The organism is Clostridium chauvoei, assembly GCF_002327185.1.
In the GTDB taxonomy this organism is placed as follows: Bacteria; Bacillota; Clostridia; order Clostridiales; family Clostridiaceae; genus Clostridium; species Clostridium chauvoei.
This window is the reverse complement of sequence record NZ_CP018624.1, coordinates 2,385,506-2,411,486: the sequence shown is the minus strand read 5'-3', so window position 1 is coordinate 2,411,486 and position 25,981 is coordinate 2,385,506. Positions and strand designations below refer to the sequence as shown.

Annotated in this window: 27 protein-coding genes, 1 tRNA gene and 1 other annotated feature; of the genes, 24 read left to right on the top strand and 4 right to left on the bottom strand. The window is 30.9% G+C overall.

Annotation, left to right across the window (positions count from 1 at the left end; translation table 11 throughout):
* Together BTM21_RS11360 and BTM21_RS11355 are read left to right on the top strand one after the other, a co-directional pair.
* Complete coding sequence (locus tag BTM21_RS11360) at positions 1-228, top strand: glutaredoxin family protein (protein ID WP_079481039.1); 228 nt, start codon at positions 1-3, stop codon at positions 226-228.
* A gap of 37 nt (positions 229-265) precedes the next feature.
* Complete coding sequence (locus BTM21_RS11355) at positions 266-1,729, top strand: NADP-dependent glyceraldehyde-3-phosphate dehydrogenase (protein ID WP_021876910.1); 1,464 nt, start codon at positions 266-268, stop codon at positions 1,727-1,729.
* 36 nt (positions 1,730-1,765) lie between these two features.
* On the opposite strand, the gene BTM21_RS11350 is transcribed toward BTM21_RS11355, so the two are convergent.
* Both BTM21_RS11350 and BTM21_RS13735 read right to left on the bottom strand, forming a co-directional pair.
* Positions 1,766-1,993 carry a glutaredoxin family protein gene (locus BTM21_RS11350; RefSeq protein WP_021876911.1) on the bottom strand — a complete coding sequence of 76 codons (228 nt, stop codon included), beginning with the start codon at positions 1,991-1,993 and terminating at the stop codon, positions 1,766-1,768.
* A gap of 142 nt (positions 1,994-2,135) precedes the next feature.
* Positions 2,136-2,297 (bottom strand): hypothetical protein, encoded by a 162-nt coding sequence (locus BTM21_RS13735; protein ID WP_161493128.1) that lies wholly within the window; start codon positions 2,295-2,297, stop codon positions 2,136-2,138.
* Between the two features lie 129 nt (positions 2,298-2,426).
* On the opposite strand from BTM21_RS13735, the gene BTM21_RS11345 reads away from it, so the two are divergent.
* The 4 genes from BTM21_RS11345 (at position 2,427) to disA (ending at position 6,493) form a co-directional block, all read left to right on the top strand.
* On the top strand, positions 2,427-3,149 hold the full coding sequence (locus BTM21_RS11345; RefSeq protein WP_079481040.1) for a GntR family transcriptional regulator: 723 nt from the start codon (positions 2,427-2,429) through the stop codon (positions 3,147-3,149).
* Entirely contained in the window at positions 3,146-3,877 is a 732-nt protein-coding gene (nagB, locus tag BTM21_RS11340; protein WP_079481041.1) for a glucosamine-6-phosphate deaminase, read from the top strand. The genes BTM21_RS11345 and nagB overlap by 4 nt, the downstream gene beginning before the upstream one ends.
* 167 nt (positions 3,878-4,044) lie before the next feature.
* The gene (radA, locus tag BTM21_RS11335; RefSeq protein ID WP_079481042.1) at positions 4,045-5,412 is read left to right on the top strand and encodes a DNA repair protein RadA; all 1,368 of its coding nucleotides are present in this window, start codon (positions 4,045-4,047) and stop codon (positions 5,410-5,412) included.
* Positions 5,413-5,428: 16 nt separating this feature from the next.
* On the top strand, positions 5,429-6,493 hold the full coding sequence (gene disA / locus BTM21_RS11330) for a DNA integrity scanning diadenylate cyclase DisA (protein WP_021876916.1): 1,065 nt from the start codon (positions 5,429-5,431) through the stop codon (positions 6,491-6,493).
* Positions 6,494-6,572: 79 nt separating this feature from the next.
* On the opposite strand, the gene BTM21_RS11325 is transcribed toward disA, so the two are convergent.
* A complete protein-coding gene (locus BTM21_RS11325; RefSeq protein ID WP_079481043.1) occupies positions 6,573-6,971 on the bottom strand; it encodes a nucleoside triphosphate pyrophosphohydrolase family protein in 399 nt (132 codons plus the stop codon).
* A 299-nt stretch (positions 6,972-7,270) separates the two neighbouring features.
* On the opposite strand from BTM21_RS11325, the gene BTM21_RS11320 reads away from it, so the two are divergent.
* Entirely contained in the window at positions 7,271-8,356 is a 1,086-nt protein-coding gene (locus BTM21_RS11320; RefSeq protein ID WP_021876918.1) for a PIN/TRAM domain-containing protein, read from the top strand.
* 16 nt (positions 8,357-8,372) lie between these two features.
* On the top strand, positions 8,373-9,047 hold the full coding sequence (gene ispD, locus BTM21_RS11315) for a 2-C-methyl-D-erythritol 4-phosphate cytidylyltransferase (protein WP_021876919.1): 675 nt from the start codon (positions 8,373-8,375) through the stop codon (positions 9,045-9,047).
* A 489-nt stretch (positions 9,048-9,536) separates the two neighbouring features.
* Here ispD and BTM21_RS11310 read toward each other — a convergent pair whose 3' ends face one another.
* The gene (locus BTM21_RS11310; protein WP_079481036.1) at positions 9,537-10,976 is read right to left on the bottom strand and encodes a DDE-type integrase/transposase/recombinase; all 1,440 of its coding nucleotides are present in this window, start codon (positions 10,974-10,976) and stop codon (positions 9,537-9,539) included.
* 178 nt (positions 10,977-11,154) lie between these two features.
* Between BTM21_RS11310 and BTM21_RS11305 the strand changes: the two genes are divergently transcribed.
* From BTM21_RS11305 to rpoB, 16 genes are all read left to right on the top strand, one after another.
* Positions 11,155-12,867 (top strand): proline--tRNA ligase, encoded by a 1,713-nt coding sequence (locus tag BTM21_RS11305; protein WP_079481044.1) that lies wholly within the window; start codon positions 11,155-11,157, stop codon positions 12,865-12,867.
* Positions 12,868-12,878: 11 nt separating this feature from the next.
* The gene (gene cysS, locus BTM21_RS11300; RefSeq protein ID WP_021876921.1) at positions 12,879-14,279 is read left to right on the top strand and encodes a cysteine--tRNA ligase; all 1,401 of its coding nucleotides are present in this window, start codon (positions 12,879-12,881) and stop codon (positions 14,277-14,279) included.
* Positions 14,280-14,325: 46 nt separating this feature from the next.
* On the top strand, positions 14,326-14,739 hold the full coding sequence (locus BTM21_RS11295) for a Mini-ribonuclease 3 (RefSeq protein ID WP_021876922.1): 414 nt from the start codon (positions 14,326-14,328) through the stop codon (positions 14,737-14,739).
* A 27-nt stretch (positions 14,740-14,766) separates the two neighbouring features.
* Positions 14,767-15,681 carry a 23S rRNA (guanosine(2251)-2'-O)-methyltransferase RlmB gene (gene rlmB / locus BTM21_RS11290; protein WP_021876923.1) on the top strand — a complete coding sequence of 305 codons (915 nt, stop codon included), beginning with the start codon at positions 14,767-14,769 and terminating at the stop codon, positions 15,679-15,681.
* A 26-nt stretch (positions 15,682-15,707) separates the two neighbouring features.
* Positions 15,708-16,220, top strand: a complete 513-nt coding sequence (locus BTM21_RS11285; RefSeq protein WP_021876924.1) for an NYN domain-containing protein — start codon at positions 15,708-15,710, stop codon at positions 16,218-16,220.
* A gap of 70 nt (positions 16,221-16,290) precedes the next feature.
* Complete coding sequence (sigH, locus tag BTM21_RS11280; RefSeq protein WP_079481045.1) at positions 16,291-16,935, top strand: RNA polymerase sporulation sigma factor SigH; 645 nt, start codon at positions 16,291-16,293, stop codon at positions 16,933-16,935.
* Between the two features lie 82 nt (positions 16,936-17,017).
* Positions 17,018-17,093 (top strand) — tRNA-Thr (locus BTM21_RS11275).
* A gap of 94 nt (positions 17,094-17,187) precedes the next feature.
* A complete protein-coding gene (tuf, locus tag BTM21_RS11270) occupies positions 17,188-18,381 on the top strand; it encodes an elongation factor Tu (RefSeq protein WP_079481046.1) in 1,194 nt (397 codons plus the stop codon).
* Positions 18,382-18,555: 174 nt separating this feature from the next.
* Complete coding sequence (rpmG, locus tag BTM21_RS11265; protein WP_021876926.1) at positions 18,556-18,705, top strand: 50S ribosomal protein L33; 150 nt, start codon at positions 18,556-18,558, stop codon at positions 18,703-18,705.
* Positions 18,706-18,758: 53 nt separating this feature from the next.
* Positions 18,759-18,992: a preprotein translocase subunit SecE gene (gene secE, locus BTM21_RS11260; protein ID WP_021876927.1), complete on the top strand. Its 234-nt coding sequence runs from the start codon at positions 18,759-18,761 to the stop codon at positions 18,990-18,992.
* Positions 18,993-19,026: 34 nt separating this feature from the next.
* Entirely contained in the window at positions 19,027-19,548 is a 522-nt protein-coding gene (nusG, locus tag BTM21_RS11255; protein ID WP_021876928.1) for a transcription termination/antitermination protein NusG, read from the top strand.
* Positions 19,549-19,624: 76 nt separating this feature from the next.
* Positions 19,625-20,050 carry a 50S ribosomal protein L11 gene (gene rplK / locus BTM21_RS11250; RefSeq protein WP_021876929.1) on the top strand — a complete coding sequence of 142 codons (426 nt, stop codon included), beginning with the start codon at positions 19,625-19,627 and terminating at the stop codon, positions 20,048-20,050.
* A 52-nt stretch (positions 20,051-20,102) separates the two neighbouring features.
* Positions 20,103-20,792, top strand: coding sequence for a 50S ribosomal protein L1 (rplA, locus tag BTM21_RS11245; protein WP_021876930.1), 690 nt, complete (start codon positions 20,103-20,105; stop codon positions 20,790-20,792).
* Between the two features lie 42 nt (positions 20,793-20,834).
* Positions 20,835-20,963 (top strand) — a sequence feature (ribosomal protein L10 leader region).
* 38 nt (positions 20,964-21,001) lie between these two features.
* Entirely contained in the window at positions 21,002-21,505 is a 504-nt protein-coding gene (rplJ, locus tag BTM21_RS11240; RefSeq protein WP_021876931.1) for a 50S ribosomal protein L10, read from the top strand.
* Between the two features lie 33 nt (positions 21,506-21,538).
* A complete protein-coding gene (rplL, locus tag BTM21_RS11235; protein ID WP_021876932.1) occupies positions 21,539-21,904 on the top strand; it encodes a 50S ribosomal protein L7/L12 in 366 nt (121 codons plus the stop codon).
* Between the two features lie 355 nt (positions 21,905-22,259).
* Positions 22,260-25,970: a DNA-directed RNA polymerase subunit beta gene (rpoB, locus tag BTM21_RS11230; protein ID WP_021876933.1), complete on the top strand. Its 3,711-nt coding sequence runs from the start codon at positions 22,260-22,262 to the stop codon at positions 25,968-25,970.
* Positions 25,971-25,981 lie beyond the last annotated feature (11 nt).

Genomic DNA, 25,981 nt, shown 5'->3' with positions numbered 1-25,981 from the left:
ATGATAAAAATTTATTCAACATCTTGGTGTCCAGCGTGTATTAAGGCGAAAAGATTTTTTGATATGAAAGGCTGGAATTATGAAGAGATAAATGTAGCCGATAAACATGAAGATAGAGAAGAAGTATTTAAAGTTTCAGGACAAAGAACAGTACCAGTTGTAGATGTAAATGGAGAAATAATAGTAGGTTTTGATAAGAAGGCTATAGAAGTAGCGTTTAATAAGTAATAATCAAAATCTATTTTCTTAGAAAGGAAGTGGTTAAATGTTTAGTTGTATTAAAGATAAAGAAAGAACATTTAGAAATCTTGTTAATGGAGAATGGGTTAGTAACAAAGATGGGAAGTTTATAGAATTATATTCACCTGTAAATGGTGAATTGGTAGGCAGAGTACCTGCAATGACTAAGGAAGAGGTTAATTTTGCAATAACAAGTGCAAAAGAAGCACAAAAAAAGTGGAAAGAGATAACAATAAACCAAAGAGCAGATATTTTATATAAAGCGGCAGAAATATTAGTAGAGAGAAAAGAAGAGCTATCAGATATACTAATGAGAGAAGTTGCAAAAGATAGAAAAAGTGCTGAGTCTGAAATATTTAGAACAGCAGATTACATAAAATTTACAGCGGATACAGCTAAGAATATTTCAGGAGAAAGTATTCCAGGAGATAGTTTTCCAGGTTTTAAAAGAAATAAAATCTCTGTAGTAACAAGAGAACCATTAGGAGTAGTTTTAGCCATATCACCATTTAATTATCCAATAAATTTAGCTGCGTCAAAGTTAGCACCAGCATTAGTAGCAGGAAACTCTATTGTTTTAAAACCTGCAACACAAGGAAGTTTATGTGGATTATATCTAGCTAAAGTATTTGAGCAAGCAGGAATACCAGCTGGAGTTTTAAACACTATAACAGGAAGAGGTAGCGAGATTGGAGATTATGTTGTTACTCATCCAGAGATAGATTTTATAAACTTTACAGGAAGTACAGAAATAGGTACAAGAATTTCTCGTATCACAACAATGGTTCCTCTTTTAATGGAATTAGGAGGAAAAGATGCAGCTATAGTTTTAGAAGACGCAGATTTAGATTTAGCTGCAAGCAATATAGTATCAGGAGGATATTCTTATTCAGGACAAAGATGTACTGCAGTAAAAAGAATATTAGTAGTTGATAAAGTTGCAGATAAACTTATTAATAAATTAAAAGATAAAATTGAAGCTTTAAAAGTAGGAAATCCATTAGAGTCTGATGTAGATATAGTACCTTTAATAGATTCAAAAGCAGCAGACTTTGTGTGGGAATTAATAGAGGAAGCAAGAGAAAAGGGAGCTCATTTAGTAACTGGAGGAAAAAGAGAAGGTAATATAATTTACCCAACACTTTTTGATAATGTAACAACAGATATGAGATTAGCATGGGAAGAACCTTTTGGTCCTGTACTTCCTATAATAAGAGTTAAAGATAAAGATGAAGCAATAGAAATTGCTAATAAATCAGAATATGGATTACAATCATCAGTATTTACAGAAAATATAAATGAAGCATTTTATGTTGCTAATAGATTAGAAGTAGGAACAGTACAAGTTAATAATAAAACTGAGAGAGGCCCAGATCATTTCCCATTCCTAGGAGTAAAAGCATCAGGAATAGGAACTCAAGGTATAAGATATTCTATAGAATCTATGTCAAGACCAAAAGCTACTGTAATAAACTTAATACAAAGTTAAAAAAATAAACCATTGGCAAAAACCAATGGTTTATTTTTATTTTTCAAGAGCTGAATCAATAGCTTTTTTATCAAAACCAATTATTATTTCACCGTTTATATCAAGAACAGGAACTCCCATTTGTTTTGATTTCTTTACCATTTCTTCACGAGCCATCATATCATCTTGAACATTAAATTCTTCAAATGAAATATTTTTAGCTTGTAAGTAACTTTTTGCTTTGACACACCATGGACAAGCATTAGTTGAATATACTTTTATCATAATCAGATGCCTCCTATCAATAATTAATATTAATTACTATAAATTTTACAATAAACTACTAGCATTTACAACAAATTTAATTATAAATATTAAAATGAATTTTATTCTATGATATTATGTATAATATCATAGAATAATTAAATTATTTAATAACATTGTTATTGTCTAAATTAGAGTTTAATACCATGTTATCAAGAGAATTTTGAACATAGATATCTGAAAGGTCTTCGGATAAATTTTTTTTGGTATCTTCTTTAAGTATATTTTTAGAGGTAATGTTTGAGAATAAATCCTTATTAAACAAAATATCATCTCCTTTAGACTTATTAAGATTATTTTTTCCAAAAATCTCTGTTTTATTCAAAAATAAATTTTTTAACTGGTCTAGACATCTATAACAATTTTGAATATAATATTATCAGGAGGATTAATTATGATAGATAAAAACAGTCCAATTCCAGTTTATTATCAATTAAAAAACGATTTAATATCTAAAATAGCTGAAGGGGTATGGAAGCCAGGTGAATGTATAGCTAGTGAAAGAGAGTTATGCGAAGTCTATGGTGTAAGTAGAATGACTATTAGACAAGCAATTGGAGAGCTAGTACAAGAAGGTATCCTTTTAAGAGTAAAAGGTAAAGGTACATTTGTATGTGAACCTACAGTAAAGCAACAAGATATGATGAGTTTTACAGAAATTATTAAACAAACTGGCAGAAAGTTAAAGACTGAAGTTATAGAATTCAAGAAAATTAGAACTCCAGAACACTTAGTAGAAGTGCTTGAATTAGACGAAGTGTATAAGATAAATAGAAAACGTATTGTAGATGGAGAATGTATAGCGATAGAGACAGTTTATATACCGGTAGATTACTGTGGATATGTTGATGAAGCTATGTTAGAGGGTTCTTTATACAAAATACTTGAAGATTTTGGGTATTCAGTAGATTATACTAATTCGTCAATTGTATCAATTATTGTTAATGATGATTTAAAAAAGTTATTTGATGTGGAAAATGATGTTCCGTTATTAAAAGTAATAGGAAGAACTTTTACTGAAAGTGGGAAAATTCTTTTTGTAGAAGAAGCAATTTACAGATCAGATAAGTTTATACTTCAAGTAAATATATCGAGAAGAGAGGGAAAAATGCGATGAAATTAATAGTTACAAAAAATTATGATGAATTAAGCAAAGTAGCAGCTAAGGAAATGGCTGATATTATAAAAAATAATCCAAAGGCAGTTTTAGGTTTAGCAACTGGTGGTTCACCAATCGGAATGTATAAAGAATTAATAAGAATGAATAAAGAAGGTCAAGTTGATTTTTCACAAATTACAACAGTTAATTTAGATGAATATGTTGGATTATCAGGAGAACATAATCAAAGCTACAGATATTTCATGAATGAGAATTTATTTAATCATATCAATATAAATAAAGAAAATACTTTTGTTCCAAATGGATTAGCAGAAGATATTGAAAAAGAATGTATAGATTACGATCAAAAGATAGCAGAACTAGGTGGAACAGATGTACAACTATTAGGAATAGGAAACAATGGACATATAGCATTTAATGAACCAGACAATTTCTTAGTAGCAGGTACACACTTAACAGGATTAACACAAAATACAATTGAAGCAAATGCAAGATTTTTTGATTCAATAGATGAGGTTCCTAAAACAGCTTTAACTATGGGATTAGGTGGAATAATGAAATCAAGAAAGATTATAGTTATAGCAAGTGGAGCAGGAAAAGCTGAAGCAGTAAAAGAAATGTTAAGTGGAAAAATAAAAACTAATATGCCAGCATCAATGTTACAAATGCACAAAGATGTTGTATTAATAGTTGATGAAGACGCTGCAAGTTTAATAAATAGATAATATTTTAGAATAATTATTAGATTAAAAGGAATTATTTAAATAATAGTTCCTTTTTTATTTTTTATAAATTGTTTTTTATAAATTTATTATGATATATTATAATATAGTTAAATCAAGATTTTAAATGTATTTACAATAAAATTAAATTTAGGATGGTAGGTAAATTTATGGCTAAAATTAAATCCATATTTGTTTGTCAAGAATGTGGGTATGAATCTTTAAAATGGTTAGGTAAATGTCCTGATTGTAATAAATGGAATACTCTTGTAGAAGAAGTTAAAGATACACAAAAAGAACAAAAAAATAAAGTTAATACAATAAAAGTTCTAGGTAGTATGCCTAAAAATATACAGGAAATAAAATCTGGAGAAAAAGAAAGGTTTAATACAGGATTAAAAGAATTAAATCGAGTATTAGGTGGAGGTTTAGTGAAAGGATCTCTTACTTTAATTTCGGGAGATCCAGGAATAGGAAAGTCTACGTTACTACTTCAAACAGCAAATGCTATTTCTAAAAAGTATGGAAAGGTATTATATGTTTCAGGTGAAGAATCAGAAGAGCAAATAAAGATAAGAGGGGATAGGTTAGGAGCCAATGATAGTAATTTATATGTTTTATCTGAAACTAATTTAGATTTAATAGAAGGATATATAGATGAATTAAAACCTGTATTTGTAATAATAGATTCTATACAAACGGTATATAAAGAAGCTATAACATCTGCACCAGGTAGTGTTTCACAAGTAAAAGAATGTTCAAATGCAATTATGAGAATTGCTAAAAAGAAAAGTATCCCCTTATTTATAGTGGCACATGTTACTAAACAAGGTGAGCTTGCAGGACCTAGAGTGTTAGAGCATATGGTAGATACTGTTTTATATTTTGAAGGTGAAAGAACAGAAGAATTTAGAGTTTTAAGAACTATGAAAAATCGTTTTGGAACAACTAGTGAAATAGGAGTTTTTGAAATGGTTGAAGAAGGTTTGAAGGAAATCTATGATCCATCTAGAATATTTTTAGAAGATACAAATTTTAATCAAGAAGGTTCAGCAGTAATAGGTGTTATGGAAGGAACTAGACCAATACTTGTAGAAATGCAAGCTCTTGTTAGTGAAACTAATATGCATATGGCAAGTAGAACAGCAGTAGGTATAGATAATCAAAGACTTAGATTAATACTAGCGGTATTAGAAAAGAAATTAAAGGTTCCTTTCTTTAAATATGATGTATATGTAAATGTAGTTGGTGGATTAAACTTAGATGGAACTACTGGGGATTTAGGATTAGCACTAGCACTATTATCTAGTGTTAAAAGTACTGGGTTTAAGTTGGAGAGAACTGTAATAATAGGAGAAGTTGGATTAACAGGTGAAATAAGGCCAATATCAGCTTGTGATAGATTAATTAAAGAAGCAGAAAAAATGGGATTTAAGAATGCTATAATACCAAATAGAAATAAAGATAAAGTAACTAGTAATGAAATGAACATTATTGGCGTAAGTAATATAAGAGAAGTAATTAGTAAGATATTCTAGTGAATCAGGTGAGTGTATGAGAATAAAGAATGATAAAGAGATAAAAAATATATTGAAATTAATGAGTCCAGGAACTCAACTAAGAGATGGGTTAGAAAATATTTTAAGAGCTAAGACTGGTGGATTGATAGTACTTGGAGATGGAGAAGAGGTTATGGAGCTAGTAGATGGAGGATTTCATATAAATTCAGAATATACTCCAGCTTATGTATATGAACTAGCTAAAATGGATGGAGCTATTGTCATAAGTGGAGATTTAAAAAGAATTGTATGTGCAAATACACAATTAGTACCATCCTCATCATTAACTACATATGAAACAGGGACCAGACACAGAACAGCTAATAGAGTTGCTAAACAAACGGGTAATATTGTTATAGCTATATCACAAAGAAGAAATATAATAACAGTATATAAAGGCGATTTAAAGTACGTTTTGCAAGAAAGTAGTGTTATTCTAGCAAGAGCTAATCAAGCTATTCAGACTCTTGAGAAATATGTTAATGTGTTAAATAGAGCAATAAACAATCTGAATTTACTAGAATTTCAAGATTTAACTACAATATTTGATGTAGTAACAGCAATACAAAGAACAGAAATGGTTATGAGAATTGTTGAAGAGATTAAAAGATATATTGTAGAACTAGGAAACGAAGGAAGATTAATTTCTATGCAATTACAAGAGTTAATAAAAAACATAGAAAGAGATGGTATTCTTCTTATTAGAGATTATTGTAAAGAAGAATTAGAGCCAGAAGAAATATATAAAGAAATACAAATGCTTAGTTCAGAAGAATTACTAGATTTAGACTTAATATCTAAATCCTTAGGTCATAGTGGAATATCCTTAGTAGATACTTTAATATCACCTAAAGGGTATAGAGTATTATGTAAAGTTCCTAGAATTCCAAGCTCAGTAATAGAAAATTTAGTTAAGCATTTTAATGAATTGAAATATGTTGTAGAAGCTACTACTGATGAACTAGATCAAGTAGAAGGAATCGGAGAAGCAAGAGCAAGAGCTATAAGAAATGGACTTAGAAGAATAAAAGAACAAGTTTATTTAAAAAATGAGATTTAAGTAGATTAAAATGGAATAAGTAAGAAAAAGATAGTTAATAATAAAAGAGCAGGTTATTTTAAATAACCTGCTTTAAAAATTATCTAAATGAAAATTTACCTAAGGTATTTATTTTATCCTCTTCCTTAAGAAGTATATCGTAAAGGTTTAAACCTAAACTATTACAAATAGATGTAAGGTAAAATAAATTATTTCCGATTTCTCTTTCAACAACCTCACGACAATTATCACACAAGGTACCATTTAGATGATTTTCAAGTAAAGCGCTAAACTCAGATAATGAATCATTCTCGCTAGGAGTAACTTGTTTTTTAGCGGATATGTTAATACAGCCACAGTTTGTAACAGATTTTGCTACAGCTCTATTTACCCTAGCACTTGATTCAGTATATTTAGTCATTATGTCAAGAATACTTTTATGTCTTATTAGTGATTCGTCCACATCATTTTGAAAGTTATCAAAAATTATATCTTTCATATATTTCAACTCCTTATTATAAATCGATATAATATAAAATTTAGCTATAAAGTATAACTGATAAATTTGTTAATACAGCCATAGCCTGTATTAATTATTATAATAGACAATTTTATTTAAAATTTATAGGGGGTAATTTTATTTTAAATTAAGAAGAATTTAAGAATTACAAGTTTTAGACAGTAGATTAATATGGTATAATATTATAAAATTGCCTTTAATATGGGCAATAAATCAATATTAAATAGAATAGAATTTAATAATATAATTATGTCAATAATTAAATAGGAGGTGATTGCGTGTTCAAAAAAACAATAAGAATTATATTTTCGCTTATAGGCTCAATCAGTGGTTATGTTATTGGAAGTATAATATTAGATATTCCTCAAATAAGTAATATTAGTTTCCTATCAAAACCTGTGGGTTCGGTATTATTTCTTATTTTTACAGTTTTATTATTTGGTCTTATATTATTTATAATTTCTCCACGTATTTATGATTGGGTAGTAAGTTTAATAGAATATGCAGAAAAAAATATTCAAAAGTTATCGGCTACGGAAATACTTTATGGTGGATTTGGTGCGTTATTATCATTAATAATAACATCATTAATAGGATTACCATTAAATAAACTAACTATGGTTGGTCCAATAATATTTATATTATTTAATCTAATTTTTGCATTTATCGTAGGAGATATATTTATTAAAAAGAAAGAAGATATATCAACACTATTAATAAATTTAAAGAAAACAAGTTCAAAAGAAAAGAAATCTAAAAATAATATGAAAACAATTTCTAAAGTTTTAGATACATCAGTAATAATAGATGGAAGAATATTTGATATATGTAAAACAGGATTTATAGAAGGACCCTTAGTTATACCTAGTTTTGTTTTAGATGAACTTAGACACATATCAGATTCCTCAGATTCATTAAAAAGAAATAGAGGAAGAAGAGGGTTAGATATATTAAATAAGATTCAAAAAGAATTAGAGATAGGAACTGAAATTTGGGAAGGTGATTTTCCAGAAATAGCAGAAGTAGATAGTAAGCTATTAAAACTAGCTCAAGTATTAAAGGGAAAAGTTATAACTAATGACTTTAACTTAAACAAAGTTGCTGAGTTTCAAGGAGTACCAGTACTTAACATAAATGAATTAGCTAATGCTATAAAACCTGTTGTTCTTCCTGGTGAAGAAATGAAAGTAGTTGTTGTTAAAGATGGTAAAGAAGCTACTCAAGGTGTTGCTTATCTTGATGATGGGACAATGATTGTAGTAGAAGGTGGAAGAAAGTACATAGGAGAACCTATAGAAGTTATAGTAACTTCAGTACTTCAAACAGCAGCAGGAAGAATGATTTTCGCAAAACCAAAAGAATAGCTAAGTAGGTGATTAAATGGTAAGTGCTATTATTTTAGCTGGTGGAAGAGGCAAACGAATGGGTGCTGGTATTAGTAAACAATATATAGAGTTAAATGGAAAACCTATTTTATACTATACTTTGAAAAGATTTATTGATTGTAAAAAAGTAGATGAAGTAATCCTTGTATTACCTAAGGATGAAATTGATTATTGTAAAAATGAAATCTTAGACAAATACAATTTAAAAATTGATTCTATAGTAGAAGGTGGAATGGAGAGACAAGATTCTGTATTAAATGGATTACTAAGTATTAAAGATACTGATATTGTACTTATTCATGATGGAGCTAGACCGTTTGTTTCAGAAAAAATAATTGAAAATGGAATAGAATTAGCTAGAATTCATGGAGCAGCGGCACCTGGAGTTATGCCTAAGGATACAATTAAGGTGAAAAATGAAAAGGGATTTTCAGTAGAAACTCCTAAAAGAGAAAATTTAGTATCAATTCAAACTCCACAAGTATTCAAGTTTGATATAATTCTTGAATGTCATAAGAGAGTAAAAGCTGATAAAATTTCAGTTACAGATGACACCATGGTAGTTGAAAATTACAATAATAAAGTATATCTTTATGAAGGAGATTATACAAATATAAAGATAACAACACCAGAAGATTTAATATTAGGAGAAACACTTATTAGACTATAGAACATAATATTGACATAATTTTAAGCAAAAGATATAATAAGTTACAAATAAATATTACTAACGCAGTGAAGAAGAATAGTAGAGTCCGCCTATTCAGAGAGAAAGTCCATAGGCTGTAAGATTTTCAATAGGATTTGAACCAGCTTTAGAGTTGTAGGTAAAAACTATCGGTTTAACACCGTTATCATTAGTAGAGAACAAATTTAGGTGGTACCGCGATATAAGTTCGCCCTAATCATAGGGGTGGACTTTTTTTATTTTTATAAATGAAAAAATTTATTATTATCCAATTATTTAATTGTTTAATAAAATAATATAGTACTAATGTAGATAGTGTAAAGTTTCGTATGAAAAAATAGCTTATGGCTAATTTGGAATAATAGTTAAAAATATCTTTATAATATCTAAGAAAATTTTAAAATTGAATATGCTAAAAAGACCTTCGGTAACGGAGGCAAAAACTTAATCAATATTTGATTTTATGATTTATCAAGAAGTTTGTGATTCTTGCATATGTAATATGGTTTGTTGACCGAGACTGATAAGAATTTGCCACTTTGCAGACATATTGTCAATACCATCTAGTTGCTTTAATTCGTTTAAAGGACGCCAGTAATTGTAAGGATGCGGGCGTAAGAAGTTGTAATAAGCAACCCAAAGGGAGAAGCCATAAAGAGCACCTTCATCACTTCCATAACCACAGGTACCCCTGTAGGAAGATTTAAAGGTACGGTTTAAACGCTCTACAACTTGCTTAACCCAACGAAATTCTTCAGATACTGGATCATCGTTAGTAAGTCCGATAACTTGAGTTAGATTAAATTCTTTATTTTTTTCTAATTCAAATTGTTGCTTCGCTAACGGATATGAACTGTAACCATCGGCAACGAAGTTTAAAGCTTTTCCAGGGAAGTCTTTAAACTTATCAAAAGCCATACGCATTGCTAGTATACAAGGGCCAGTATCTCTTGTATCAGATACTTGATAACCTAGAATAGACCTTTTACAAGCATCCATTACAATCCAGACATAATGCTTAATGCCTTTTACTTTTATATAAGTTTCATCGGCAGAAAGTATTTTAGAGGGTTTGTAATCAAAGGTATCAACAAACGGCTTAATAACAGCAGCTGCTGTTAGAGCATAATTAGCAACAGTTCTATGTGAAATTTTTATTCCATGAACTTCTTTTAAAACATGAGCTGTTTGTCTTGTAGACATTTTACAATTAACGTGATAAGTCAAGCATAGTCCCATTATATGCGGGCTAAACTTCTTAAAACTAAATCCGGTAGCATGTTTTGATATTGGATATAGATCCATTTTAAAGAAGTTAATATTAAATTCACGATATATGTAATGAAGCTTATACTTGTATTTATCACAAGGATCAATATTCTTTGGAAGATTCTTAAGATTTCTTTGATAGTATAAGCATTTAGAATTATTGCATTTATGTATTTTAAAGTGCTTGCGTTGCTTTTGTTCCGTAAGCGTAGCACCGCAATAAGGACATATAAATACTATTGGTTTAGTTGTGTGATTAGTTTCTTTAAATGTAAGACCACAAACTTTACATTGAAACTGTCCTTTACTGCCATTGTTATCGTATATATATTCATGTGGTGCACCACACTTAGGACATTTAGTTTTTTTAGGGATAGACTTCCCGTTCCGTCTTTGGACGGGTTTTACGGTCTTGTTATATTTATGTTTGTAATAAGCTAAAAGTAATATATAGTCTACCTTTTCAAATCTAATAATTGTGGGTAGCTTATCTACTTTGAATTTTTGGTATTCTGGACTATTAGAATCATCAAATATCATCTGGTTAAGTGGAATATGTTTTGAGATGAATAAAAGTAATTGACCGATAATGGCAATTAAATATTGATTATAAGTAATTAAATAAGTTATAATTGAATCCATAATAACGACATCCTTTCATGTGTGATTTTGTTTGGTTAGAGATTCAATTTTAACATGAAATTAGGGGGTCGTTATTTTTTTATACAAAAAAACTGGCGAAACCTTGATATATAAAGATTTAAAAAGAAAAGTAGTGTAAAAAACTTTACACTAACCTAATGTAGAGGGAGGAATAAGTATGAAAATGTCCAATATGCTTATATCAACTTTAAGAGAGGTTCCAGCAGAAGCTGAAATAGACAGTCATAAGTTGATGTTAAGAGCAGGAATGATAAGAAAAATGGCTTCAGGGGTATATAATTATCTTACTTTAGGCTTAAAAGTTTTAAAAAATGTAGAAGATATAGTTAGAGAAGAAATGAATGCAGCAGGTGCTCAAGAATTTTTAGCATCAGCAGTTTTACCAGCTGAATTATGGCAAGAATCAGGTAGATGGGATATATACGGAGAAGAGATGTTTAGATTAAAAGATAGAAATAATAGAGATTTCTGTCTTGGACCAACACATGAAGAAGTATTTACTGATATTGCTAGAAATGAAATAAAGTCATACAAACAATTACCAGTAAATCTATATCAAATTCAAACTAAATATAGAGATGAAAGAAGACCAAGATTTGGAGTTATGAGATCAAGAGAGTTTGTAATGAAAGATGCTTATAGCTTTGATAAAGATCAAGAAGGATTAGATTTATCATTTAATAAGATGCATGATGCATATGTTAAAATATTCAATAGATGCGGATTAGACGCTAAATGTGTAGAAGCTGACTCAGGTGCAATTGGTGGATCAAATTCAGCAGAATTCATGGTTAAATCAGAAGTAGGAGAAGATGATGTAGTATTCTGTACAGAATGTAATTATGCAGCGAATATGGAAAAAGCACCATCAACACCAGAAAAGGCTGAAAAAGAAGATGCAAAAGAGTTAGTAAAAACAGAAACTCCAAACGTTAGAACTATAGAAGAATTAGTTAAATTCTTTAACACAACAGAAAAAAGTTTTGCAAAAACATTAATATTTAATGCTGATGGTAAAATTGTTGCTGTAATGGTTAGAGGAGATAGAGAAGTTAATGAAGTAAAAGTTTCAAATGCTTTAGGTGGAATTGTTAACTTAAATATGGCAACAGCAGAAGAAGTTTTAGCAGCTACAAATGCAGCAATAGGCTTTGCAGGTCCTATAGGAATAAAAGTAGAAGAACTTCTAGTAGATGAAGAAGTAGTTAATATGTATAACTTCATAGTTGGAGCAAATGAAACAGGATACCATTTTGAAAATGTGAACTTCGGAAGAGACTTTGATGGTAAAGTTGGAGATTATAGAAATATAACTGTAGGAGAAAAATGTCCAGTATGTGGAGAAAAGGTTACAATAGCAAGAGGAACAGAAGTTGGGCATATATTTAAATTAGGAACAAAGTACTCAGAAGCTATGAAAGCTACTTTTATAGATGAAAATGGAAAAGAAAAGCCATTTATAATGGGTTGCTATGGAATTGGAGTAACAAGAACAATGGCTTCAATAATAGAACAACATCATGATGAAAACGGAATAGTATGGCCATTATCTGTAGCACCATATCATGTTACAGTAATACCAGTTAATATAAAAGATGAAAACCAAATGGAAATAGCTAATAAGCTATATGCAGAGTTAAAAGAACTAGGAGTAGAAGCTTTATTAGATGATAGAAACGAAAGAGCAGGAGTTAAATTCAAAGATTCAGAATTAATTGGAATTCCAATGAGAATAACTGTTGGTAAAAAAATAACAGATGGTGAAATTGAATTTAAGCTAAGAAGCTCAGAAGTAGAAGTTATAAAGATAGAAGAAGCTATCAATAAAGTTAGAGATGAATTTAAGAAAAATAATATATTTATTAGATAGGAGGTACTGCAATGAAGATTTACAATTCTTTAACTAGAAAAAAAGAAGAATTTATTCCTATAACTCCAGGTAAGGTGAAAATGTATGTTTGTGGACCTACAGTGTACAATTATTTTCATATAGGAAACGGCAGAACTTTTATTATTTTTGATACAATAAGAAGATATCTAGAGTATAGAGGTTATGATGTAACATTTATACAAAACTTTACAGATATTGATGATAAGATGATAAAGAAAGCAAATGAAGAATCAACTACTGTTAAAGAGATAGGTGATAAATATATTTGTGAGTATTATAAAGATGCTGATGGATTAAATATAAAAAGAGCATCAGTAAATCCAAGAGCAACTGAATATATATCAGATATTATTGAATTTGTAGAAAGTTTAATAGAAAAGGGATATGCATATGAAGTTGATGGAGATGTATATTTTAGAACAAAGAAATTTGAAGGTTATGGGAAATTAGTAGGTCAAAATCTAGAAGATTTACAAGCTGGAGCTAGAATAAATGTAGATGAAAGAAAAGAAGATCCTATGGATTTTGCTGTTTGGAAGTCTCAAAAACCAGGTGAACCTGCTTGGGAAAGTCCTTGGGGAATGGGAAGACCAGGTTGGCATATAGAGTGTTCATGTATGGCTAAAAAACTATTAGGCGATACTATAGATATACATGCAGGTGGTATGGATTTAGCTTTCCCACACCATGAAAATGAAATTGCCCAAAGTGAAGCATTAACAGGGAAGACTTTTGCAAATTACTGGGTACATGGGGCATTTTTAAATGTTAATAATCAAAAAATGTCTAAGTCATTAAACAATTTCTTAACAGCTAGAGATGCTTTAAAAGATTATGAAGCAGATGTAATAAGATTTTTAATGCTATCAGGACACTATAGAGTACAATTGAATTTTAGTAAAGAGTTATTAGATTCAGCTAAAGCATCAATTGAAAGACTATATAATGCTATATCAAACTTAGAAAATCTTATTGATGAAGTAACAAAAGAAAAAATGGATGATAAAGAAAAAGAATACTTAATATCATTAGATAAATACAGACAAAAATATATAGAGAAAATGGATGATGATTTTAATACAGCAGATGCTATAACAGCTATATTTGATTTAATTAAAGATACAAATAGCAATATAACAATAGAGTCATCAAAAGAATTATGTGAAAAAGCTCTCGAATTAATAAAAGAATTAGGACTACCGTTAGGAATACTTCAAAACTCAACTAAAGGAAGTTTAGAAGATGAAATTGAAGCATTAATTGAACAAAGACAACAAGCAAGAAAAGATAGAGATTTTGCCTTAGCAGATAAGATAAGAGATGATCTTAAAGCTAGAAATATAGTATTAGAAGATACTCCACAAGGAGTTAGATGGAAAAAGATTAATTAAAATATCAAGGCTGCAATATTGCAGCCTTTATTTAAAGGAGAGAATCATGTTAGATGATTTAAAAATTAGAGAATTTAGTAAAGAAGAGGCAAGACAATTAAATCCTTTGCAATTAGCATTGATAGGGGATGGGGTATATGAAATATACATAAGAAATTATATACTTACAGAAAATACTGATTTATCAGCTCATAAAATGCATGTAAAAGCTATAGGTTATGTAAAAGCTAAGAGCCAGTCTACAATAATGCATAATATAGAAGACATGTTAACAGAAGAAGAACTTTATATTTATAAGAGAGGTAGAAATGCAAAGTCTGCTACAGTACCTAAAAATGCTGATGTAAGAGACTATAGAAATGCAACAGGCTTTGAAGCTTTAGTAGGGTATTTATATTTAATTGGAGATAAAGAAAGACTAACAAAGGTATTAGAAACTAGTGTAAAGATAGAATTATAATAAATATAAGGAATAGGAGTGATTATAGTGACGAAAGGAACTAGATTAGAAAGAAAAAATGCTAGATTAGAGAGAGAAGTTTTTTCAGGAAGCAATAAAAATTCTAAGAGAAACTTTAGAGAACCTAGAAAAGGAAGAGAGTATAATAATAATCAAGAGTACATAGAAAATAAGGAGAATACTTCTAAAAATGTACAATCAATGAGAGAAGACTTAATAGTTGGTAGAAATGCCGTTATGGAAGTTTTAAAAAGTGATAGAACTATAGAGTGCTTATATATAGCAAAAGGTGATGTAGAAGGATCAATTAAAGCTATAATAAACTTAGCAAGAGAGAAGAGCATTGTTATTAAAGAAGTTGATAGAAAAAAACTAGACTCAATGAGTGAAGGCGCAAATCATCAAGGAACAATAGCTTTAGTTACGCCATTTAAATATTGTGAAGTTGTAGATATATTAAAAATAGCTAAAGAAAAAAATGAAGATCCATTTATAATAATCTTAGATGAAATAGAGGACCCACACAATTTAGGTTCAATAATAAGAACTGCAGAGTTATGTGGGGCGCATGGAATTATAATACCAAAAAGAAGAAATGTTGGAATAACATCAACAGTATATAAATGTTCAGTAGGAGCTATAGAGCATATGAATATAGCAAAAGTAACAAATATAAATGCTATAATAGATGAATTAAAAGAAGAAGGCGTTTGGGTATATGGAGCTGATATAGAAGGTACAGAGTATAGTTATGAAGTTAACTTTAATGGACCATGTGCAATTGTTATTGGGAGTGAAGGAAGAGGTATATCTAAATTAACATTAAAAAAATGTGATAAGTTAGTTAAAATTCCGATGATAGGAAAAATTAACTCTTTAAATGCTTCAGTTGCAGGTGGTATAATGATGTATGAAGTATTAAAGGGAAGACTATCAAAATAAACTTGGAAATATAAAAGAGGTAAATTGTGAAGATCATATTTGTTGATGGATACAATGTAGTTAATAGTTGGCCTAATTTGAAAAATGAAAAAGACCATAGCTTCCAAGGAACAAGACAAAATTTAATAGATATACTACATAATTATGGAGTGTATAATGATTGTAAAATTGTTATAGTTTTTGATGCTCATAAAGTTAGTGGAAGTATAGAGAAAAAAGAAAGTATTAATAAAAATATAACTGTAGTATTTACTAAAGATGGAGAAACGGCAGATTCTTATATTGAAAGAGAAGTCCATAATCTAGGAAGAAAATTTGAAGTTTACGTAGTTACTTCAGATTGGCTAGAGCAACAAACTATATTTCAAAGAGGTGCTGTAAGAGTATCAGCTTTAGAGTTTTACAATGATATAATACAATCAGAGTTACTTATAAAAAATAAAACGAGAAAGAATTATACAGTTAATAAAAATCATTTAGGTGACAATATTAACAATGAAACTTTACTAAAGTTAGAAGCTATGAGAAGAAGTAAGTAAATTATTTGAATAAAATAATACAAATAGGATGTAATTGTAGAAAAAAATATGGGGTTGAGGGGGAAAAAGTGTGGATAATAAGGGATGTGTTGCAGAAACTGTTATTGGCTTTGAAGATATGCTGGATGAAGAAATTGTAGTCGAATCCCAGAAAGGAAATATACGAGCCCAAGAGTATCTAATATCTAAATATGAAAACTTTGTAAAACTAAAATCAAAATCATATTTTCTTATTGGGGCAGACAAAGAAGATATATATCAAGAAGGGATGATTGGGTTATATAAAGCTATAAGAGATTTTAAAACAGATAAGTTAACAAGTTTTAAAGCTTTTGCAGAACTTTGTGTAACAAGACAAATTATAACAGCTATTAAAACTGCAACAAGACAAAAACATATTCCTTTAAATACATATGTATCATTAAATAAACCTATTTATGAAGAAGAATCTGATAGAACACTATTAGATATTCTTTCAGGATTTAGAATAAGTGATCCTGAAGAACTCATAATAGGAGAAGAGCAAATGAAAAGTATAGAAGGAGAGATGCAAAAGGTTCTATCAAGTTTAGAGCTAGAAGTGCTTCAATCCTATTTAGATGGGAAATCATATCAAGAAATTGCATGTGATTTAGACAGACAATCAAAGTCTATAGATAACGCTTTACAAAGAGTAAAAAGGAAACTAGAAAAATGTTTAGATACTAGAAAATAAAGTATTTATTTTTTATTGACAAAGGTTTTAAATAATAGTAAACTTTATAATTGGTATATTAAACTACAGAGCAAGCAAGAGTGCTCACGTAGCTCAGTTGGTAGAGCGTCGCCTTGGTAAGGCGGAGGTCGTCGGTTCAATCCCGATCGTGAGCTCCAGTATAGTTGATTTTACATTTATAATTTCAACATATTTTAAAAAGTACAAAACGCTAGGCAAAGTTTATTAGAAAGATTAAAGGAGGAATTTACAATGGCAAAGCAAAAATTCGAAAGAAGCAAACCACACGTAAACATTGGAACAATTGGTCACGTTGACCACGGTAAGACTACATTAACAGCTGCAATCACAACTGTTTTAGCAAACAGAGGATTAGCAGAATCATTCAAATATGATGAAATTGATAAGGCTCCAGAAGAAAAAGAAAGAGGAATCACAATCAATACAGCACACGTTGAATACCAAACAGACAACAGACACTATGCACACGTTGACTGTCCAGGACATGCTGACTATGTTAAGAACATGATCACAGGAGCAGCACAAATGGATGGAGCAATCCTAGTTTGTTCAGCAGCAGATGGTCCAATGCCACAAACAAGAGAACATATACTACTAGCATCAAGAGTTGGTGTTGACTATATCGTAGTATTCTTAAACAAGGCAGATATGGTAGATGACGAAGAATTATTAGAATTAGTAGAAATGGAAGTTAGAGAATTATTATCAGAATACAACTTCCCAGGAGATGATATTCCAGTAATCAAGGGATCAGCTTTAGTAGCATTAGAAAACCCAACAGATGAAAAAGCAATCGCTCCAATCTTAGAATTAATGGAAGCAGTAGATAGCTATATTCCAACACCAGAAAGAGCAACAGATAAGCCATTCTTAATGCCAGTAGAAGATGTATTCACAATCACTGGTAGAGGAACAGTTGCAACAGGAAGAGTTGAAAGAGGAGTTCTTCACGTAGGAGACGAAGTAGAAATCGTTGGATTATCAGAAGAAAGCAGAAAAGTAGTAGTAACAGGAATAGAAATGTTCAGAAAGTTACTAGACGAAGCACAAGCTGGAGATAACGTAGGAGTTCTTTTAAGAGGTGTTCAAAGAACAGACATCGAAAGAGGTCAAGTATTAGCAAAGACTGGATCAGTTAAGCCACACAGCAAGTTCGTAGGTCAAGTATACGTACTTAAGAAAGAAGAAGGTGGAAGACATACTCCATTCTTCGATGGATACAGACCACAATTCTACTTCAGAACAACAGACGTTACTGGATCAATCAAATTACCAGACGGAATGGAAATGGTTATGCCAGGAGACCACATTGATATGAACGTTGAATTAATCACTCAAGTAGCAATGGATGAAGGATTAAGATTCGCTATCAGAGAAGGTGGAAGAACTGTAGGTTCAGGAGTTGTTACTAGCATAATCGAATAAGACATATATAACATATAAGTAATAGGACTGGGTTTGTTTACCTAGTCCTTTACAAAGGTTGATATATTGACATAATACTTTATTTGTGATAATGTGTTTAAGTAATTAACGAATAAAATAACATTAGAGCAAATAAGTTTTGATATTATTTACGATAAACTGGAGGTGCAGACTGTGAGAGTAAAGATAACTTTAGCATGCACAGAGTGTAAGCAAAGAAATTACAATTCAATGAAGAACAAGAAGAATAACCCAGACAGATTAGACATGCAAAAATACTGCAAGTTCTGTAAGAAGCATACACTTCATAGAGAAACAAAATAATTAGCTAATATAATAGATGCACATGCTCACGAGAAATAAGGATGTGAAGTATAATGGCTGTTAAGGAAAATGTAAATTTAACTAAAACTCCATCTGAAAAAGGTGGAATATCTAAATTTTTTAGAGAGGTTAAGGCAGAAGTTAAAAGAATAACTTGGCCTTCTAAAAATGACACTAAAAAAGCGTTAATTGCAGTTGGCGTAGTAGCTCTAATATATATGATATTAGTAGGCGGGTTAGATTATATTTTTCAAAACCTCTTTGAATTATTGTTAAAATTGAAATAAGGAGGTTTAGGTGGTTTTCACCTATTAAGAAAATATGAGTGATAGAGCAAGATGGTATGTTGTACACACATACTCAGGCTATGAAAACAAAGTAAAAGCAAATCTTGAAAAGACCATCGAAAACAGAAATCTTGAAAACTTACTTCAAGACATTCAAGTGCCTATGGAAGAAGTTATAGAAGAGAAAGATGGTAAACAAAAGATTTCTCTTAAAAAGAAATTCCCTGGATATGTGTTAGTAAAAATGCTAATGACAGATGAATCATGGTATGTGGTTAGAAATACAAGAGGCGTAACAGGATTTGTTGGTCCAGCGTCTAAACCAGTACCGCTTACTGATGATGAAGTTGAATCAATGGGAGTTATAGAAACACCTATTGAAATAGACTTAGAAGTAGGGGAAAGCGTAAGAGTTATCTCAGGTCCGCTAAGAGAATTTGTAGCGACTATTCAAGAGATTAATTTAGAAAAACGCAAAATAAAAGCATCAATCGATATGTTCGGCAGAGAAACTCTAGCTGAACTAGATTTTACACAAGTTGAAAAATTAGTTTAATAAATTATAAGCTAATGTTTTAATAAAGTGGGAGGACTAAAAAGTCCGTATTACCACAGTATAGGAGGAAAAATACATGGCTAAGAAAGTAACAGGAATGATCAAACTTCAACTTGCTGCAGGTAAGGCAACACCAGCACCACCAGTTGGGCCAGCATTAGGTCAACATGGTGTTAATATTATGGGTTTCTGTAAGGAGTTCAACGCAAAAACTGCTAATCAAGCTGGTTTAATAATACCAGTAGTTATAACAGTTTACCAAGATAGATCTTTTAGTTTTATCTTAAAGACTCCTCCAGCAGCAGTTCTTATCAAAAAGGAATTAGGACTAGAAAGTGGTTCAGGAGTTCCAAACAGAACTAAGGTTGGTAAGTTAACAAAGGATCAAGTAAGAAAAATTGCTGAATTAAAAATGCCAGACTTAAACGCAGCAACAATCGAAACTGCTATGAGCATGATCGAAGGTACTGCAAGAAGTATGGGCGTAACTATTGAAGAGTAATTCGTAAAAGCGTGGGAGGTAAAAACCGTTAAAACCACAAAGGAGGCAAATTATGGGAAAGAATTATATTGAAAGTGCAAAATTAATAGATAAAAATGTTCTATATACTCCATCAGAAGCTTTAGACTTAGCTGTTAAAACTGCAAAAGCTAAATTTGATGAAACTATAGAATTACACGTTAGATTAGGGGTTGACCCAAGACATGCAGACCAACAAGTTAGAGGAGCAGTAGTTCTTCCAAACGGAACTGGTAAAACTGTAAGAGTATTAGTATTTGCTAAAGGTGAAAAGGCTAAAGAAGCTCAAGAAGCTGGAGCAGATTTCGTTGGAGCTGAAGATTTAGTTCAAAAGATTCAAAGCGAAAACTGGTTTGACTACGATGTAGTTGTAGCTACACCAGATATGATGGGTGTTGTTGGTAGAATCGGTAGAGTTTTAGGACCTAAGGGATTAATGCCAAACCCAAAATCAGGTACAGTTACATTTGATGTTGCTAAGGCAATAGCTGAAATAAAAGCTGGTAAAGTAGAATATAGAGTTGATAAAACTGCTATCGTTCACTGCCCAATCGGTAAGAAGTCATTTGGTGTTGAAAAATTACAACAAAACTTCCATGCTTTAATGGACGCTTTAGTTAAGGCTAAACCAGCAGCTGCTAAGGGACAATACGTTAAGTCAGTATCTGTTTCAAGCACAATGGGACCTGGAGCAAAAGTTAATCCAACAAAAGTTTTAGATTAATATTGACATCATAGAACTTATGTAATATAATAAGTTCTGTTGTAAAAGAAAATACTGTTTCCAAAGACAGTAGGTGCCGAAAGGTTTAAAGATAATCACCTACCTAGGAATGCCAAGGTTAGTGATTATTGGTCTTCCTGCGTCGATGGGAAGGCCTTTCTTAATATAAATTTGCAGTTTGAAGACTGTGAGGAGGTGGACACACAGTAATGAACAAGAATAGACAAATTAAAGAAGCTAAAGTAGCTGAAATAAAAGAAAAACTTGAAAAAGCTCAAGCGGTAGTTTTAGCTCAATATCAAGGTTTAACTGTTGAAGAAGATACAGCTTTAAGAAAATCTTTAAGAGAAGCTGGTGTTGAATACAAAGTTTATAAGAATAGCTTAGTAACATTAGCTGCTAAAGAATTAGGTTTAGATGGTGTAGAACAATACTTAGAAGGACCTGTTTCAATAGCTTTCGGATACGAAGATGCTACTGCTCCTGCAAGAGTGTTACACACATTTGCAAAGGATCATAAGAAATTAGAATTAAAGGCTGGTATAGTAGATGGAACTATCTACAATAAGGCAGAAGTTGAACAACTTGCTACAATACCACCAAAAGAAGTGCTTATTGCAAAACTTCTTGGAAGCTTCAAGGCTCCATTATCAAACCTTGCATACTTATTAAATGCAATTAAAGAAAAAAAAGAATCAGAATCAGCTGAATAATAACTGATTAAAAAATTTGGAGGTGCAATTATAATGACAAGAGAAGATATAATTCAAGCTATTAAAGAAATGAGCGTTTTAGAATTAAATGAATTAGTAAAAGCTTGCGAAGAGGAGTTCGGTGTTAGTGCTGCTGCTCCAGTAGCAGTTGCAGGTGGTGCTGTTGCAGGTGCTGCTGCTGAAGAAAAGACTGAATTTGATGTAATATTAGCTAACGCTGGTGGACAAAAAATAAAGGTTATCAAAGTAGTTAGAGAATTAACTGGATTAGGATTAAAAGAAGCTAAGGAAATAGTTGATGGAGCTCCTAAGACACTTAAGGAAGCTGTATCAAAGGAAGCTGCTGAAGATATGAAAGCTAAATTAGCTGAAGTTGGAGCAGAAGTAGAAATAAAGTAATTTAAACTTTATATAAAAAGGTGCTGTAATGGCACCTTTTTAATTGCCTAAATGAAACTATATAAAATATCATATTCCTGGGATACTTTATATAGTTTTATAATGTTTTGGTTTATAAAAATTAAATTATACTTAAAAATTTATACTAACAGGTATTAAATATTGACAACACAAAACAATTATGATACTATCATAAAATGTACTATTCAATATGGATAAGTCTATATTCAAATTGAAAATAGGTATAATCAAGAACAGATGTGGTTATACTAATAAGTGATGCTGTCCGAAAGCGTAAGTCCTTAGGGGAAGTATGCTTTTGGTTATTTTAGTTTTATACAAGGGGTGAAAATTCATGGTACATCCTGTCCAAGTTGGAAAAAGAACTAGAATGAGTTTTGGTAAGGTTAAAGACGTAACTGAAATGCCAAATCTTATTGAAGTACAATTAGATTCTTATCAGTGGTTTTTAAAGGAAGGTCTTCATGAAGTATTTGATGACGTTAATCCGATAACAAACTTTACTGGAAATCTAGTACTTGAATTTATTGACTATAAACTTGATATGGAAAATATTAAGTACTCAGTGGAAGAGTGTAAGGAAAGAGACGCAACTTATGCTGCACCATTAAAAGTTTCAGTAAGATTACAAAATAATGAAACTGGAGAAATTAAAGAACAAGAAGTATTTATGGGTGATTTCCCACTAATGACTGAACAAGGAACTTTCATCATAAACGGTGCTGAAAGAGTAATTGTTAGCCAATTAGTAAGATCACCAGGTGTTTATTACAATTATAGTGTTGATAAGACTGGTAAAAAGTTATATTCATCAACTGTAATTCCTAACAGAGGTGCTTGGTTAGAATATGAAACAGATTCTAACGATATTATCTATGTAAGAATAGATAAAACAAGAAAACTTCCAATATCTATATTAGGAAGAGCTATGGGACTTGGAAGTGATCAAGAACTTTTAGAGTACTTTGGTGAAGATGAAAGATTTAAGGCAACGATTGAAAAAGATAATACAAAGACTAAAGAAGAAGCCTTATTAGAAATCTATAAAAGATTAAGACCAGGCGAACCACCTACAGTTGATAGTGCTATATCTCTAATAGATTCATTATTCTTTGACGCAAAGAGATATGATTTATCAAGAGTTGGTAGATACAAATTCAACAAAAAGTTGGCACTAAACTTAAGACTTGTTAATCAAGTAGCTGCAGAAGACATAGTTAATCCTCAAACAGGAGAAATTATGGTTGAGCAAGGCCAAAAAATTAGCAGAAGTTTAGCTGAAGAAATTCAAAATGTAGGTATTAATTCAGTAGATATTTTAGTAGAAGATAGAGTATTAAAAGTAATAGGTAATCACTTTGTTGATATTACTAAACATATTTCATTTAATATTGATGACTTAAATATTAAAGAATTAGTTCACTATCCTACTTTAAAAGAAATACTTGATAATTATGATGATGAAGCAACTATAAAAGAAGAAATAAAGAGAAACATAAACAGATTAATTCCTAAACATATAATAAGAGAAGATATTTTTGCTACAATAAGCTATGAATTAGGATTACCTTATGAAATAGGATATGTAGATGATATCGATCATTTAGGAAACAGAAGATTAAGATCTGTTGGAGAGTTATTACAAAATCAATTTAGAATTGGTTTATCAAGAATGGAAAGAGTAGTTAAGGAAAGAATGACTATTCAAGACCAAGAATCAATAACTCCGCAAATGTTAATTAATATTAGACCAGTTGCTGCAGCTATTAAAGAATTCTTTGGTAGTTCACAATTGTCTCAATTCATGGATCAAACAAATCCATTATCAGAATTAACACATAAGAGAAGATTATCAGCTTTAGGACCAGGAGGTCTTTCAAGAGAAAGAGCTGGTTTCGAAGTAAGAGACGTTCACCATTCACATTATGGTAGAATGTGTCCTATAGAAACGCCAGAAGGTCCAAATATAGGATTAATCAACTCACTTGCAACATATGCAAAAGTAAATGAATATGGATTTATAGAAACTCCATATAGAGTTATAGATAAAGAAAAAGGTATTATTACAGATGAAATTAGATACTTTACTGCTGATGAAGAAGATCAATATCTAGTTGCTCAAGCTAAAGAACCTATTGGTGAAAATAGAAAGTTCGTTGATAGCAGAGTTACAGTAAGATTTAAGCATGAAGTATTAGTTGTTAATGCAGAAGAAGTAGATTTAATTGATGTTTCACCAAGACAAATCGTTTCTGTAGCAACAGCTATGATACCTTTCCTTGAAAATGATGATGCATCTAGAGCACTGATGGGTTCAAACATGCAACGTCAAGCAGTTCCATTATTAAAGCCACAAGCTCCAATAGTAGGTACTGGTATAGAATTTAAGGCAGCTGTAGATTCAGGAGTTCTTCCAAAGGCTAAGAATGCTGGTACAGTTGTTTATGTAAGCGCAAGCGAAATAAGAATAAAAAGAGAATTAGATGGTGGTATAGATACTTATAAACTTCTAAAATTCAAGAGAAGTAACCAAGGTACTTGTATTAACCAAAGACCATTAGTTGATAAAGGTGAAATAGTATTTAAAAACCAAGTATTAGCTGATGGACCATCAACTGATTTAGGAGAAATATCATTAGGTAAAAACATCAGAATGGGCTTTATAACTTGGGAAGGTTATAACTACGAAGATGCTATGTTAATCTCTGAAGAATTAGTTAGAGAAGATGTATTTACTTCAATTCATATAGAAGAATATGAATGTGAAGCGAGAGATACAAAGTTAGGACCGGAAGAAATAACTAGAGATATTCCAAATGTAAGTGAAGATGCTTTAAAGGATATAGATGATAGAGGAATAATCAGAATCGGTGCAGAAGTTAGATCAGGAGATATACTTGTTGGTAAAGTAACACCAAAGGGTGAAACTGAATTAACAGCAGAAGAAAGATTATTAAGAGCTATATTCGGTGAAAAAGCAAGAGAAGTTAGAGATACATCTTTAAGAGTTCCTCATGGAGAATCTGGAATAATAGTAGACGTTAAAGTGTTTACTAGAGAAAACGGTGATGAATTAAATCCAGGAGTTAATGAATTAGTAAGATGTTATATAGCTCAAAAGAGAAAGATATCTGTAGGGGATAAGATGGCTGGACGTCATGGTAATAAAGGGGTTATCTCAAGAGTATTACCTGAAGAAGATATGCCATTCTTACCAGATGGTAGACCACTACAAATATGCTTAAACCCACTAGGGGTTCCATCACGTATGAATATCGGTCAGGTTCTTGAAGTTCACTTAGGTTGGGCTGCAAGTCAATTAGGTTGGCATATTGCAACACCAGTATTTGATGGCGCAACTGAAAATGATATAGAGGAATGTCTTGAAAAGGCAGGATATAATGCGAATGGAAAAACTGTATTATATGATGGTAGAACAGGAGAAGCATTTGATAATCTTGTTACCGTAGGTATAATGTATATCTTAAAACTTGCCCATCTAGTTGATGATAAGATACATGCTAGATCAACAGGACCATACTCACTAGTAACTCAACAACCACTTGGAGGTAAAGCTCAATTTGGTGGTCAAAGATTCGGTGAAATGGAAGTTTGGGCACTAGAAGCATATGGTGCAGCGCATACACTACAAGAAATATTAACTGTTAAGTCAGATGATGTTGTAGGTAGAGTAAAAACATATGAAGCTATAGTTAAGGGTGAAAATATTCCTGAACCAGGAGTTCCAGAATCATTCAAGGTTCTAATTAAAGAACTTCAAGCTTTATGTTTAGACGTTAGAGTATTAAACGACGAAAATCAAGAAGTTAAATTAAAAGAATTTGCTGATGAAGATATGGCAGATTTAGAAGTTAACATAGAAGGTACAGAAGAACTAGTAACAAGTGAAACTTCAAATGGAGATGACAGTTACACTGTTGTTGAAGAAGAAATTGAAGAGGATGTTGAATTTGAAAACTTCCCATTAGATGGATTCCATGAAGAAGAGTTAGAACTTGATGATTTTGTAAATGATGAACACTAAATTTGAAGGGA